The sequence below is a fragment of the Bradyrhizobium sp. SZCCHNRI2009 genome (assembly GCF_032485115.1).
Classification (GTDB): domain Bacteria; phylum Pseudomonadota; class Alphaproteobacteria; order Rhizobiales; family Xanthobacteraceae; genus Bradyrhizobium.
Window position 1 is genome coordinate 1,056,019 of sequence record NZ_JAUEUH010000001.1, and the last position, 13,290, is coordinate 1,069,308.

General features: G+C 66.4%; 12 protein-coding genes. 9 read left to right on the forward strand and 3 right to left on the reverse strand.

Features of this window, described 5'->3' with window-relative positions:
* Positions 1–4: 4 nt before the first annotated feature.
* Positions 5–1,393 carry a nitrilase-related carbon-nitrogen hydrolase gene (locus QX041_RS04755; protein ID WP_316164584.1) on the forward strand — a complete coding sequence of 463 codons (1,389 nt, stop codon included), beginning with the start codon at positions 5–7 and terminating at the stop codon, positions 1,391–1,393.
* Between the two features lie 14 nt (positions 1,394–1,407).
* On the opposite strand, the gene QX041_RS04760 is transcribed toward QX041_RS04755, so the two are convergent.
* Together QX041_RS04760 and QX041_RS04765 are read right to left on the reverse strand one after the other, a co-directional pair.
* The gene (locus QX041_RS04760) at positions 1,408–2,562 is read right to left on the reverse strand and encodes a DUF2865 domain-containing protein (protein WP_316164585.1); all 1,155 of its coding nucleotides are present in this window, start codon (positions 2,560–2,562) and stop codon (positions 1,408–1,410) included.
* Between the two features lie 153 nt (positions 2,563–2,715).
* Positions 2,716–3,024, reverse strand: a complete 309-nt coding sequence (locus tag QX041_RS04765) for a hypothetical protein (RefSeq protein ID WP_315714511.1) — start codon at positions 3,022–3,024, stop codon at positions 2,716–2,718.
* A 389-nt stretch (positions 3,025–3,413) separates the two neighbouring features.
* Between QX041_RS04765 and cysS the strand changes: the two genes are divergently transcribed.
* The 4 genes from cysS (at position 3,414) to QX041_RS04785 (ending at position 7,543) form a co-directional block, all read left to right on the forward strand.
* Positions 3,414–4,823, forward strand: coding sequence for a cysteine--tRNA ligase (gene cysS / locus QX041_RS04770; protein ID WP_315827366.1), 1,410 nt, complete (start codon positions 3,414–3,416; stop codon positions 4,821–4,823).
* 113 nt (positions 4,824–4,936) lie between these two features.
* A complete protein-coding gene (locus QX041_RS04775; protein ID WP_315714508.1) occupies positions 4,937–5,440 on the forward strand; it encodes a GNAT family N-acetyltransferase in 504 nt (167 codons plus the stop codon).
* Positions 5,437–7,050 carry a citramalate synthase gene (gene cimA / locus QX041_RS04780; RefSeq protein WP_315827367.1) on the forward strand — a complete coding sequence of 538 codons (1,614 nt, stop codon included), beginning with the start codon at positions 5,437–5,439 and terminating at the stop codon, positions 7,048–7,050. Before QX041_RS04775 ends, cimA begins: the two co-directional genes overlap by 4 nt.
* A gap of 115 nt (positions 7,051–7,165) precedes the next feature.
* Positions 7,166–7,543 (forward strand): VOC family protein, encoded by a 378-nt coding sequence (locus tag QX041_RS04785; protein ID WP_315749685.1) that lies wholly within the window; start codon positions 7,166–7,168, stop codon positions 7,541–7,543.
* Positions 7,544–7,547: 4 nt separating this feature from the next.
* On the opposite strand, the gene QX041_RS04790 is transcribed toward QX041_RS04785, so the two are convergent.
* Positions 7,548–8,150 (reverse strand): TIGR00730 family Rossman fold protein, encoded by a 603-nt coding sequence (locus tag QX041_RS04790; RefSeq protein ID WP_315749687.1) that lies wholly within the window; start codon positions 8,148–8,150, stop codon positions 7,548–7,550.
* A 244-nt stretch (positions 8,151–8,394) separates the two neighbouring features.
* Between QX041_RS04790 and QX041_RS04795 the strand changes: the two genes are divergently transcribed.
* The 4 genes from QX041_RS04795 (at position 8,395) to QX041_RS04810 (ending at position 13,001) form a co-directional block, all read left to right on the forward strand.
* Positions 8,395–10,365 carry an ABC transporter ATP-binding protein/permease gene (locus QX041_RS04795; RefSeq protein WP_315827368.1) on the forward strand — a complete coding sequence of 657 codons (1,971 nt, stop codon included), beginning with the start codon at positions 8,395–8,397 and terminating at the stop codon, positions 10,363–10,365.
* Between the two features lie 93 nt (positions 10,366–10,458).
* Positions 10,459–11,193, forward strand: coding sequence for a phosphatidylserine decarboxylase (locus tag QX041_RS04800; RefSeq protein ID WP_315827468.1), 735 nt, complete (start codon positions 10,459–10,461; stop codon positions 11,191–11,193).
* Positions 11,194–11,281: 88 nt separating this feature from the next.
* A complete protein-coding gene (locus tag QX041_RS04805) occupies positions 11,282–12,172 on the forward strand; it encodes a phosphatidylcholine/phosphatidylserine synthase (protein ID WP_315714503.1) in 891 nt (296 codons plus the stop codon).
* 109 nt (positions 12,173–12,281) lie between these two features.
* The gene (locus tag QX041_RS04810) at positions 12,282–13,001 is read left to right on the forward strand and encodes an RraA family protein (protein ID WP_316164586.1); all 720 of its coding nucleotides are present in this window, start codon (positions 12,282–12,284) and stop codon (positions 12,999–13,001) included.
* Positions 13,002–13,290: the final 289 nt, after the last annotated feature.

Here is a 13,290-nt window from a genome sequence, read left to right on the forward strand (position 1 = left end):
AGCGATGGCCGCCGACATCTTCAGGATCACGCTGGCCCAGCTCAACCCGACGGTCGGCGACATCGCGGGAAATGCCGCGAAGGCGCGCGAGGCGCGGGCGAGGGCGGCGGCCGACGGCGCCGATCTCGTGGTGCTGCCGGAGCTGTTCCTGGCGGGGCATCCATGCCAGGATCTGGTGCTGAAGCCGGCATTTCAGGCCGCGTGCCGGGCCGCGATCGAGGCTCTCGCGCGCGAGACCGCCGATGGCGGGCCGGCGGTGCTGATCGGCACGCCCTGGATCGACGACGGCAAGCTCTACAATGCCTGCGTGCTGCTCGACACCGGCCGCATCGCCGCGACGCGCTTCAAGGCCAACCTGGCCGATGGTGATCAGAAGCGCGTGTTCATGTGCGGCCCGGCGGCCGGCCCGCTCAGCGTACGGGGCGTCCGCATCGGCGTCGCGATCGGCGAAGACATCTCGCCCGAAGAATCCTCGAACGACGAAAACGTCATCGAGACGCTGGCGGAAACCGGGGCCGAACTCATCGTCGTGCCGAGCCGCTCATGCTACCTGCGCAGCGGCGGCGACCGGCGCCTGTCGGCCGCCGTGGCGCGCGTCACCGAAAGCGATCTGCCGCTCGTCTGGCTCAACCAGGTCGGCGGTCAGGACGGCAAGGTGTTCGACGGCGCATCGTTCGCGCTGAACGCCGATCTCTCGGTGGCCGCGCAGCTTCCGGGCTTCGCCGCTGAGGTCACGACCTTGGCATGGAGCAGGGGAGACGACGGCTGGCAGTGTCGGGGACCGGTCACCACGCCGAGCGAGGGCGACGAGGCGGACTACGCGGCCCGCGTGCTCGGCCTGCGCGACCACGTCGAGAAGCATGGCTTCACCGGGATCGTGCTGGCTCTGACCGGAGGCATCGAATCCGCGCTGTCATTGGCGATGGCCGTCGATGCGCTCGGAGCTGCGAGGGTGCGCGGTGTGGTGCTGTCCGGGCCGGACATGCCGCAGGAATCGCCGGCTATTGCAGTCGCGGCGCGGTTCGGCGTCACCGCCGAGACGTTGCCGATCGCACCGGCAGTGGCAGGCTTCGAAACGGTTCTCCCCGGGCCGCTGGCGGGCGACGCCCGTCACGCTCTCCTGGCGCGCGTGCGCGGCTCGCTGCTGCTGGCCTTGGCGAGCCTCTCGGGTGCGCTCGCGGTCGTGCCTCGCAAGACGTCGGACCTGCATGGCTGCGAGATCGGTGACGCGACTGGCGGTGCCACTCTCGTCGACGGCGTGTCCCCGGCCGAGATCGTTCGTCTCGCAGCGCTGCGCAATCGTTGGAAGCCTGCGAACGCGCTAGGGCCGTCGGTCGAAGTCATGTCGCCCGATCTCGCTGGCCGCGCGTCCTCAGATGCGTTCGAAGGATGACCCGGCGATCTCGCTCAACGCGCGGGAATGAAGGTCGGTCCGACCGTGCGGATCTGCTTGTCGCCACCGGCGCCCGTCGTGGCGTCCGCGGTCGCGGGCGCTGCCGCATCGGCCGGTGCGGCGCCTTTGCGGGCGGCGTTCGCCGGCGGCTTGCCGGTCTGGCGCTGCTGCATCCGCTTGGCGCTCTCCTCGGTAACGATGATGTCGCCCTGCTCGGCGGCTGTGGCCCGGTCGTCGATCGATTTCAGCGCGTCGGCCCAGGTCTGGCCGGGCGCCTTGCAGGAACAGCTCGGGTTGAACTCGGTGCGATACTTGAAGGCGTTCGGCAGCGCGGTGTAGGGCTGGCCGTTGACCGAGACCGCCTGGTTCATGTCCTCGCCGGGATTGCGATAGGTGAACAGCGTCGCGTCGGCGGCGGGGCATTGCGCCTTGCAGGCGCGCTCGTCGTCGGCGAAGCGGCCGGGAACGGTGGCAAACGAGATCGGGAAATAGGCGCCGTCGCAGCTACGCACGCACACGGTCCGGTAGGTGCCCTGCGGCGCCGCGAGATCGGCGCTCGGCGGCGGCAGCGATGCGGCGGGATTGCTGTCGGCACCGCCGCCGAACAGGCTGGTCAGGAAGTTGCCGCCGCCGCCGCGATTGGCGTTAGCGTACTGCTGATATTGCGGGCCGCAATTGTTCTGGCCGAGGGCTGCCAGCACCGAGCGGCGCTGGTTGTCGCGCTCGCCGCCGAACCCGCCGCCACGGAGCCGCTCCAGGCTGCTCATGATCTGGTCCAGGTTGGACCGCATCTGCTGGATCTGGTTGTTCACCGGGGCGCATTCGGCCGAGCGGCCGTTGAAGATCGAGAAGAAGCCCGGGCTGTCGCAGCCCATGCGCTTGGCCTGCATGCTGACGCGGTCGAGCTCGCCTTGCTGCTTGGCGGCAGCATCCTGATAGCGTCGGATCTGGTCCTCACGCGCGGGATCGCCGCCACCGCGATCGATCGAGGCGAGCTGCGCCTCCAGGCGCGGACAGATCGGATTGACGCCGGCCTGCGGTCCGGGCGGGCCCGGCGGCATCTGCGCATAGGAATCGGAGCTGGATTGCGCCAGGGCGTGCGAGCCGGTCAGGGTCAGTCCGAGCAGCGCAGACACGGCCAGCAGGCGCGGAGACAGGGATGCGATCAAGATGCGGTATTCCGGTCCATGGGTGCAGCCGCGGGACTAGCACAGAATTCGGAAAAATCGCGGCAGCGGCGGGCATCCCATAGCCGCTTTGTCGGGCATCGTCACGTCGTTTCCAGGGCGCCGGGGTGGCGGGAACCGCCGTTCCCGGCCGTCTCAGCGCTGGCAGGTGATCGCGACAAAGTCGCTGCAGCCGCCACGGGCGCAGTTTGCGCCGGCTTTCGGCACCGATCCGGTGATTTCATCGGGGTCGACGCGGCGATAGGAGGAGGCCTGTGCAAAATCCCGTGATTGGCAGTACGACCGCGCGGCCGAGGCGCCGCATCGGTCGCCCTTGGCGAGGCACTGGTCGACGCCGTAGCCGTCGGCTTCGTTGGCGATGATGAAGATGCGACTCTCCGCCGTGGCGGTGGTCGCGGCGGCGAGGAGAACACAGCAGGCGAGCAGCGCCGGGGAGATTCGCATGGTGCACCGGTGGGTGTAGGAGACAACTCATGGTTAGGCCCAAAAGCTTAAAAATGATTAACCATGAGGCGGGGCGCGAGCATTTGGGCAGTGAAAACGGCCGTTTTGCGGCTCTTGACGGAGACAGTCTGCTGCAGCATGGTGAGTTTCATGAACGGTTTCCTCGCCATCTGCTGCATTTGCCGCGAGATTACGCGCTAGCGATTCGCTGGCTGAGGCCGTCTTTTCTCAACAGAGATGATCAGGACGCCCGGCCGGCAGGTCGGAAGTGTGATTCGTGCCGTGGCGGCCCGCTCGCGGGCGGTCGTGCGGCGTAGGACACCCGTTTCGCTTCGTCATGGACTGTCGGTCCGGCGGGGCGGTGAGCACAGGGCATTCGGGGACGGACCATGGACTTGCGTTTGTACGACACCGCGTCGCGGGAGAAGCGCCCCTTCGTGCCGCTCGATCCCAACAATGTCCGCATGTATGTCTGCGGACCGACGGTCTACGACTTCGCCCATATCGGCAATGCGCGGCCCGTGATCGTCTTCGACGTGCTGTTCCGGCTGCTGCGGCATCTCTATGGCAAGGATCACGTCACTTATGTCCGCAACATCACGGACGTCGACGACAAGATCAACGCCCGCGCCGCGCGCGACTTTCCCGGGCTGCCGCTGAACGAGGCGATCCGGAAGGTGACGGAGCTGACGGCCAATCAGTTCCGCAGCGACGCGGCTGCGCTCGGCAGCCTGCCGCCGACCTTCGAGCCACGCGCCACCGAGTTCGTGCTGCCGCGCCCTGATGGCAAGGCGGATATGGTGAGCCTGATCAAGCAACTGATCGCGCGTGGCCACGCCTATGAGGCGGGCGGCGAGGTGTTGTTCGACACCCGGTCGATGCCGGACTACGGCGCGCTGTCGGGCCGCAGGCTCGACGAGCAACTCGCCGGCGCGCGCGTGGCCGTCGATGCGCACAAGAAGAATCCTGCCGACTTCGTGCTGTGGAAGCAGTCGTCGGAGGACGAGCCGGGCTGGGACAGCCCGTGGGGCCGCGGCCGGCCGGGCTGGCACATCGAGTGCTCGGCGATGAGCGCAGCCTATCTCGGCGAGGTCTTCGACATCCATGGCGGCGGACTCGATCTGATCTTCCCGCATCATGAGAACGAGATCGCGCAGTCGCGCTGCGCGCACGGCACGTCGGTGATGGCGAACTACTGGCTGCACAATGAGTTCGTCCAGGTCGAGGGCGCGAAGATGTCGAAGAGCCTCGGCAATTTCGTCACCATCCGCGACCTGCTGGCGGACTGGCCTGGCGAGGTGCTGCGCCTCAACATGCTCAAGATGCATTATCGCTCGCCGGCCGATTGGACCGTCAAGGGCCTGGAGGAGAGCGCGAAGACGCTCGACGACTGGTATCGCGTCGTGGCCGATGCGCCGGGTGAGCAGCCGGGGCCCGAGATCATCGCCGCCCTCGTCGACGACCTCAACACGCCGCTGATGATCGCAGAGCTGCACGCGTTGCGGAGCCGTGCGGCGTCCGGCGGCGAGACGGACCGCGCGGCCTTTGCCGGCTCGCTCCGCTTTGCGGGCTTCCTGTCGGACACCGTCGCGCGATGGGAAGCGCGAAAGCAGCAGGCCAAAGGCGTCGACGCCGCCAAGGTCGAAACCCTGATCGCCGAGCGTACCGCGGCCCGGGCGCGCAAGGACTTCAAGGAGTCCGATCGCCTCCGCGACGCACTCGCCGCGATGGGTATCGTATTGAAGGACGGCAAGGGCGCCGACGGCAAGCCGGTCACGACCTGGGAGATTGCGCGATGAGCAAGCCCGACACCCCGTTTCCGCGGCACTGGCTGTACTACATCCTGCTCAAGCTGGTGCTGATCGCGGGCGCAGTGGCGCTGGTCACGAAACTCTATGGCATGTGGTGACGCATGGGACAGGCTCTCCCGAGGCCCGCGCTGCGGCCGTTTCTTCCCGCTGATGCGCCGGTGCTGGCCGCGATCTTCGTCGCCAGCATCCAGCAATTGACCGGTGATGACTACAGCGAGGAGCAGCAGGAGGCCTGGGCGTCCGCTGCTGAGGATGAGACGGGTTTTGGCAAGAGGCTGGCATCCGAGCTCACCTTGATTGCGACCCTGCAGGGCTCGCCGGTCGGCTTCGCCGCGCTGAAGGGCAACGATCACATCGACATGCTCTATGTCCATCCGAATGCGGCCGGGCAGGGCGTCGGGGCCCTGCTATGCGACGCGCTGGAAAAGCTGGCGGGCGCGCGCGGCACGACCGGTCTGTCGGTCGACGCTAGCGACACGGCGGTCGAATTCTTTCGCAAGCGCGGCTACGTCGCGCAGCAGCGCAATAGCGTCTCCATCAATGGCGAGTGGCTCGCCAACACGACGATGAAGAAGACGCTCGGCTCCGGGGGAGCGCAGGCATGAGCAGGGCAGGCACAAGCAGGGAACGGCTTTATCTGTTCGACACCACCCTGCGTGATGGCGCGCAGACCAACGGTGTCGATTTCACGCTGGCCGACAAGCAGGCCATCGCGCGCATGCTCGACGATCTCGGCATCGACTATGTCGAGGGCGGTTATCCCGGCGCCAACCCGCTCGACACCGAGTTCTTCGCCGCCAAGCCGAAGCTCGGCCACGCCCGCTTCACCGCCTTCGGGATGACGCGCCGGGCGGGACGCTCGGTGTCCAACGATCCGGGCGTGGCGGCGCTGCTGGAGGCCAAGGCGGACGCGATCTGCTTCGTCGCGAAGTCATCCGCCTACCAGGTGCGCGTCGCGCTGGAGACCACCAACGAGGAGAATCTCGCCTCGATCCGCGACAGCGTGACGGCCGCGAAGGCTGCGGGGCGCGAGGTGATGCTCGACTGCGAGCATTTCTTCGACGGCTACAAGGAGAATGCGGAGTTCGCGCTGGCCTGCACCCGCGCGGCCTATGAGGCCGGCGCGCGCTGGGTCGTGCTGTGCGACACCAATGGCGGCACCATGCCGCACGAGATCGAGCTGATCGTCGGCGAGGTCGTGAAGCACGTGCCGGGCGATCACCTCGGCATCCACGCCCATAACGACACCGAGCAGGCGGTGGCGAACTCGCTTGCCGCGGTCCGCGCTGGCGTGCGGCAGATCCAGGGCACCTTGAACGGACTCGGTGAGCGCTGCGGCAATGCCAATCTGTGCTCACTGATCCCGACCTTGAAGCTGAAGACGGAGTTCTCGGATCGGTTCGAGATCGCCGTATCGGACCGGCAGCTCGCCGGCCTGATGAAGGTCTCGCGCACGCTCGACGACATGCTGAACCGTGCGCCGAACCGGCACGCGCCTTATGTCGGCGAGAGCGCCTTCGTCACCAAGACCGGTATTCATGCGTCGGCCGTGCTGAAGGATCCGCAGACCTATGAGCACGTCCTGCCCGAGCGCGTCGGCAATCATCGCAAGGTGCTGGTCTCCGACCAGGCCGGACGATCCAACGTCATCGCGGCGCTGGAGCGCGGCGGCATTCCCTTCAGCAAGAGCGATCCGAAGTTGACGCGCCTCGTCGAGGAGCTGAAGGAGCGCGAGGCCGCGGGCTACGCCTACGAGTCCGCCGACGCCTCGTTCGAGCTGCTGGCGCGGCGTACGCTGGGCTCGGTGCCGGAGTATTTCCGGGTCGAGCAGTTCGACGTCAATGTCGAGCAGCGCTACAACGCGCTCGGTGAACGCGTCACGGTGGCGCTGGCCGTGGTCAAGGTGGACGTCGCTGGCGAGCGGCTGATCTCGGCGGCGGAAGGCAACGGCCCGGTCAATGCGCTCGACGTCGCCTTGCGCAAGGATCTCGGCAAGTACCAGGGCTTCATCGACGGCCTCAAGCTGATCGACTACCGCGTCCGTATCCTCAATGGCGGCACCGAGGCGGTCACGCGCGTGCTGATCGAGAGCGAGGACGAAAAGGGAGAGCGCTGGACCACGGTCGGCGTCTCGCCGAACATCATCGACGCCTCGTTCCAGGCGCTGATGGATTCGGTATTCTACAAGCTGGTGAAGTCCGGCGCGAAGGGATGAGATGATGCATCCGTCGTTGCGAGCGAAGCGAAGCAATCCAGGCCTGAATGCGCGATTCTGGATTGCTTCGTCGCTTCGCTCTTCGCAATGACCTGGAGAGGCCAGGAGCAAACGCATGATCGACCACGTCTCCGTCGGTGTCAGCGATCTCGTCCGCAGCGCGCGGTTCTATGAGCGTGCGCTGGCGCCGCTCGGGCTGACGCGGCTGATCGAGCGTCCCACGACCATCGGCTTCGGGAAGGCCTATCCGGAATTCTGGATCAATCTACGCCCCGCCATGGCGCGCGTGCCGGCCGACACCGGCTCTCATGTGTGCCTGCGAGCCAGGAGCACGGCGGAGGTCGATGCGCTTCACGCGGCGGCGTTGGAGGCGGGCGGAGTTTCCGACGGTGCGCCAGGACTGCGGCCGCATGATCGCGTGCGCTATTATGCGGCCTTTGTGCTTGATCCCGATGGCAACCGGATCGAGGCGGTCACATTCCCGAGCGAGTAGGCGCTCAGAGCCGTTTGGCGATCTCAGGCGCCATCTCGGTCTCTTCCTTGGCGACGCGGGCGGCGGCCTCGCGCAGGCGCGGCAGGATGTCCTCGACGCGTTCGGCCCTGAGCAGCTCGATCTGGAAGCCGGGGCGGATGAACTCGGTCTCGCGCATGTGCGCGAGCAGCCCGAACAGCGGTTCCCAGAAGCCGTCGATATTGGCCATCAGCACCGGCTTGGCGTGGCGTCCGAGCTGCTTCCAGGTCAGCTGCTCGACGAGCTCCTCGAGCGTGCCGATGCCGCCGGGCAGCGCCACGAACGCGTCGGAGTGCTCGAACATCAGCCGTTTGCGCTCGTGCATGTCGGGCGTGATGATGAGATCCTTGAGCGGCATCATGACTTCCTTCTTCACCAGGAAGTCCGGAATGATGCCGGTGACGTCGCCGCCATGGTCGAGCACGGCCTTGGCAACCGCGCCCATCATGCCGATGGAGCCGCCGCCATAGACGAGCCTGACGCCGTTCTCGGCAAGCGCCTTGCCGAGTGCTTTCGCCGATTCGATGAAGCTGGGATTCGTCCCCGGGCCGGAGCCGCAATAGACGCAAACGGTGCGGATTTCAGTCATTGGAGCGGTGTGACACTGCAGTTGAAAGGCGTCAAGACGAGGGCGGAGGACGTGGATTCGCGGGCTTTCACGGATTGATGCAGGCTGAATGGGTCCATTTGTCCGAAAACAAGTATGCAAATACTGCGCCGCGGCAACGGATTCCGTCGACGTACCGGTGCATCCGGCGCCCGGACACTCTATATGACGCAGGCAACGCCCGGCATCACAACATGCCAAAACACTCGCTGCTCCAGAACGTTTGATGCCGCCCGATTCCTCCTCCGAACCAGCCGCCAACCAGCCTTCGTCCCTCGAGCAGGGAACGCTGGCCGGCACGCTGCGCCACTTGTGGCCCTTCATCTGGCCGCGCGATCGCGCCGACCTGAAGATGCGCGTGCTATGGTCGGTGGTGCTGCTGATCGTGGCCAAGGTCGCGACGCTGGTCCTGCCCTTCACCTTCAAATGGGCGATCGACGCGTTGACCGGCGCCAATACCGCGCCGATCGCGCCCGATAACTGGGCGTTCTGGCTGGTGGCCTCGCCGATCGTCATGACGGCAAGCTACGGCGGGATTCGGGTGCTGATGGCGGTGCTGACGCAGTGGCGCGACGGTATTTTTGCCCGCGTCGCCATGCATGCCGTGCGCAAGCTCGCGACCATCACCTTCGTCCACATGCATGAATTGTCGCTGCGCTTTCACCTCGAGCGCAAGACCGGCGGCCTGACCCGCGTGCTCGAGCGCGGCCGCAACGCGATCGAGACCATCGTGCGCATGGTGATCCTGCAGCTGATCCCGACCATCGTCGAGGTCTCGCTGCTGACGGCGGTGCTGCTGTGGCAGTTCGACTGGCGCTATGTTCTGGTCACGCTCACCATGGTCGCGGCCTATCTCTATTACACCTACATTGCGACCGAGTGGCGCATCGAGATCCGGCGCCGCATGAACGACTCGGATACGGATGCCAATACCAAGGCCATCGACTCGCTGCTCAACTACGAGACAGTGAAGTATTTCGGCGCCGAGGCGCGCGAGGCCGAGCGTTATGACCGTTCCATGGAGCGCTACGAGCGGGCCAGCGTGAAGACCTATACCTCGCTCGCGGTGCTCAACGCCGGGCAGGCCGTGATCTTCACGATCGGGCTGACGGTGGCCATGCTGATGTGCGCCCAGGGCGTGCGTCAGGGACGCAACACGGTCGGCGACTTCGTCATGATCAACAGCATGATGATCCAGCTCTACCAGCCGCTGAACTTCATGGGCATGGTCTATCGCGAGATCAAGCAGGCGATCATCGACATCGAGAAGATGTTCGGCGTGCTCACGCGCGATGCCGAGGTGAAGGACGCGGCCGGAGCGACGCCTTTGGTGGTCACCTCTGGCAATGTCCGCTTCGACGACGTCCGCTTCGCCTATGAGCCGGAGCGGCCGATCCTGCAGGGGCTGAGCTTCGAGGTGCCGGCGGGCAAGACGGTCGCGATCGTGGGGCCGTCCGGTGCTGGCAAGTCGACCATCTCGCGGCTGCTGTTTCGGCTCTACGACGTCTCCGGCGGACGCATCTTGATCGACGGCCAGGACATCCGCGACGTTACCCAGGTGTCGCTGCGCGCCCAGATCGGGATGGTCCCGCAGGATACCGTGCTGTTCAATGACACCATCCGCTACAACATCCGCTACGGACGCTGGGATGCGGACGACGCCGCCGTCGAGGAGGCGGCGAGGCTGGCCCAGATCGACGGGCTGATCCGGATGGCGCCGAAGGGCTACGAGACCCAGGTGGGCGAGCGCGGCCTCAAGCTCTCCGGTGGCGAGAAGCAGCGCGTTGCGATTGCCCGCACCATCCTGAAGGGGCCGCCGATCCTCGTGCTGGACGAGGCGACCTCGGCGCTGGACAGCCATACCGAGCACGAGATCCAGGAGGCGCTCGATGGTGTGTCGCGCAATCGTACCTCGCTCGTGATCGCGCACCGGCTTTCGACCATCGTGGCGGCCGACGAGATCATCGTGCTCGACCGGGGGCGAATTGCCGAGCGCGGCACTCATGCCGAGCTGCTGGCCAAAGGCGGGCTGTATGCCGGCATGTGGAACCGGCAGCGCGAGGCTGAGGAGGCGCGCGAAAAACTGGCGCAGATCGGCGACGATGCGGGGGCGCCGAACCGCAATCCGCCGGATCGGAGCGAGCCGGACGCGGCCGGGCCCGATCGGACCGGACAGGTGGCGAGTGCCGCCGAATGATGCCGCGAACCGCCCTGATCTGAACTCAAGAATGCATTAAGGATTCATTTTGACCTTCGCCGGCCATCGACCTAGTCAAGGCGGCGGTCCGCTCTGAGGTCAGAGCGACAACACTCAACGAAGCAGGCCATGTCGATCAGCAATTCCATCCGCGCTCAGATCCCGCCGATCCACCCGGAAGGTTATCCTTTCATCGGGGGATTTGCCCTCGTCAGCCTGATCCTGTTCTGGATATTCACCCCGCTCGGCTGGATCGGCACGCTGCTCACCGTCTGGTGCGCGCTGTTCTTCCGCGACCCGATCCGGGTCACGCCGCAGCGGGAAGGGCTGGTGGTGGCGCCGGCCGACGGGCGCATCTCCATGATCACGCGCGCCCTGCCGCCGGCCGAGCTCGGCCTCGGCGACCGACCGCTGCTGCGGGTCTCGATCTTCATGAGCGTGTTCAACGTGCATGTGAACCGCAGCCCGGTGGCCGGCCGGATCGAGAAGATCGCCTACCGTCCGGGCGCCTTCATCAATGCCGAGCTCGACAAGGCGAGCGAGGACAACGAGCGCAACTCGCTCGCGATCTCGACGCCGCATGGCCGCATCGGCGTGGTCCAGATCGCAGGCCTCGTGGCGCGCCGGATCGTGTCGTTCGTGCGCGAGGGGCAGACCATTGGGGCTGGCGAGCGCTTCGGCCTGATCCGCTTCGGCTCGCGGCTCGACGTCTATCTCCCCGACGGCACGGACGTTCTGGTCTCGGAGGGGCAGACGGCCATTGCCGGCGAGACGATCCTGGCCGATTTCGACGTCCCCGTGCCCGGCCTGACGTTCCGGAGCCAGTGAACCGTCGCTGCCCGCTGGTGACCCATTAAGGGGACCTTGAGCTGTGTTCAGGCACAAGGTTCCGGCCCAAACCACACGTGGTGTGATCATGAGCTTCGACGTGAACTCTCCCGAACTGCGCCGCCGCCGTTTCCGTCCGATCCCGGTGCGGCTGCTGGTGCCGAACATGATCACCCTGCTGGCGATCTGCGCCGGCCTGACCGCGATCCGGCTGTCGACCGAGGGACGGATGGAGCTCGCGGTCGGCGCCATCGTCTTTGCCGCCTTCCTGGACGGCATCGATGGCCGCATCGCCCGCATGATCAAGGGCCAGTCGAAGTTCGGCGCCGAGCTCGACAGCCTGGCCGATTTCGTCAATTTCGGCGTGGCGCCGGGCCTGATCCTGTATTTCTGGCAGCTCCATGAGCTGCGCGACGGCGGCTGGATCGCCGCCATGATGTACGCCATCAGCGGCGGCCTGCGGCTGGCGCGCTTCAATGCCAGCATCGACGATCCCAACAAGCCGCCCTTCGCCGCCAATTTCTTCACCGGCGTGCCGGCACCGCTCGGCGCCATCACCGTGCTGCTGCCCGTCTATCTGGCGTTCCTGGACCTGCCGAGGCCGCCGGCGCTGGTGACGGCGTTCTACACCCTGCTGATCGCCTTCCTGATGGTGTCGCGGCTGCCGGTGTTCTCCGGCAAGACCACGCGGATGCGTGTCTCGCCCGAACTCGTGCTGCCGGTGTTCGCCTCGGTGGTGTTCTTCGTGGCGCTGCTGGTGGTCTATCCCTGGCACATCCTGTCGGCCGGATCGATCCTCTACATCCTGAGCCTTCCGTTCGGCTGGCGGCTGTATCGGCACCAGGCGGCGCGGCACGCCGCGGTCCTTGGTGCCGCGGCTGCGGCGTCGCACGCCTCGTCTTCATCCACGACGGCTTTTGCGCCGACCGGCGCGCCAGCGGTGGAGCAGGGGCAGCGGCCGCCGGAACGGCTGCACTGAGCGCAGGGCCCAAGACCCGGCGCGCGCTTTGCCGGCTTGGGCGCCTCAGTTATACCGGATGGCCAAGGACGGCCGCGAATGCCGTCCGCATCATCCGGAGAAAACGCCCGTGACAAGCACTGCCGCCGCGCCCCTCGCTGCTTCCGTCCTCGAGGCGCTCGCGCGCTACGATACGCCGACCATCTGCAACGCGATGGAGATCGTGGCGCCCGAGCGGCGCCTGATCGGCTACACGACCAAGCCGCTGGTGTGTCCGTTCCCCGATCTGCCGCCCATGGTCGGCTACGCGCGGACGGCGACGATCCGGTCCGTCATCAAATCGGGATTGCCGGCGGAGGAGCAGGCGAGGCGACGCACCGACTACTACGAATATGTCGGCACCGGTCATGGTCCCCGCATCGTCGTGATCCAGGATATCGACGGCCCCGACATCGGCTACGGCGCATTCTGGGGTGAGGTACAGAGCAACGTCCACAAGGCGCTCGGCTGCCTCGGCGTGATCACCGATGGATCGATCCGCGACATCCCGCAATGGGCTGCCGGCTTCCAGGCACTGGCGGGCTCGATCGGTCCGTCGCATGCGTGGGTGCATGCCGAGAGCTTCGGCGGCGAGGTCCGCGTCGCCGGGATGACCGTGCGCTCGGACGACCTGATCCACTCCGATCGCCATGGTGCGATCGTCATCCCCGCCGACATCGCGGCGAAGCTTCCCGAGGCGGCCGAGTTGTGCGCGCGCCGTGAAACGCCGATCCTGGAGATCGCGCGGTCTGCGGATTTCTCGCTCGAGAAGCTCAAGGCCGCCTTGAAGCGGTCGGCGGAGATTCATTGAGCGTCGCTTCGCTCCGGTCCCAATGGGCGAGCCGTACCGCGCGGCGGTGCGGCCCGCCGGCCTTGCGCAGGGCGCTCGCCGAACTGCGACGCTGCAACCGCATCCGGATGACTACGGGGTGACGGCTGACCCTCCGCCGAAAATATCGCACACGGTGACGAATTACCCGCAAACAGGCCGGAATTCGCCGAAGGTTGAGCGGCCGTCGCTCGTTGAGAAGATTTTATCCATCAAGCTTTACCTGATGGCTAGCCTGTCCCGATAGGCATGTCGCCCGAGGGCGAAGGAC

Coding starts and splice junctions, on each gene's coding strand:
- QX041_RS04755 (WP_316164584.1), top strand. CDS start 5: ATGGCCGCCGACATCTTCAGGATCACGCTGGCCCAGCTCAACCCGACG.
- QX041_RS04765 (WP_315714511.1), bottom strand. CDS start 3,024: ATGCGAATCTCCCCGGCGCTGCTCGCCTGCTGTGTTCTCCTCGCCGCC.
- cysS (WP_315827366.1), top strand. CDS start 3,414: ATGGACTTGCGTTTGTACGACACCGCGTCGCGGGAGAAGCGCCCCTTC.
- QX041_RS04775 (WP_315714508.1), top strand. CDS start 4,937: ATGGGACAGGCTCTCCCGAGGCCCGCGCTGCGGCCGTTTCTTCCCGCT.
- cimA (WP_315827367.1), top strand. CDS start 5,437: ATGAGCAGGGCAGGCACAAGCAGGGAACGGCTTTATCTGTTCGACACC.
- QX041_RS04785 (WP_315749685.1), top strand. CDS start 7,166: ATGATCGACCACGTCTCCGTCGGTGTCAGCGATCTCGTCCGCAGCGCG.
- QX041_RS04790 (WP_315749687.1), bottom strand. CDS start 8,150: ATGACTGAAATCCGCACCGTTTGCGTCTATTGCGGCTCCGGCCCGGGG.
- QX041_RS04795 (WP_315827368.1), top strand. CDS start 8,395: ATGCCGCCCGATTCCTCCTCCGAACCAGCCGCCAACCAGCCTTCGTCC.
- QX041_RS04805 (WP_315714503.1), top strand. CDS start 11,282: ATGAGCTTCGACGTGAACTCTCCCGAACTGCGCCGCCGCCGTTTCCGT.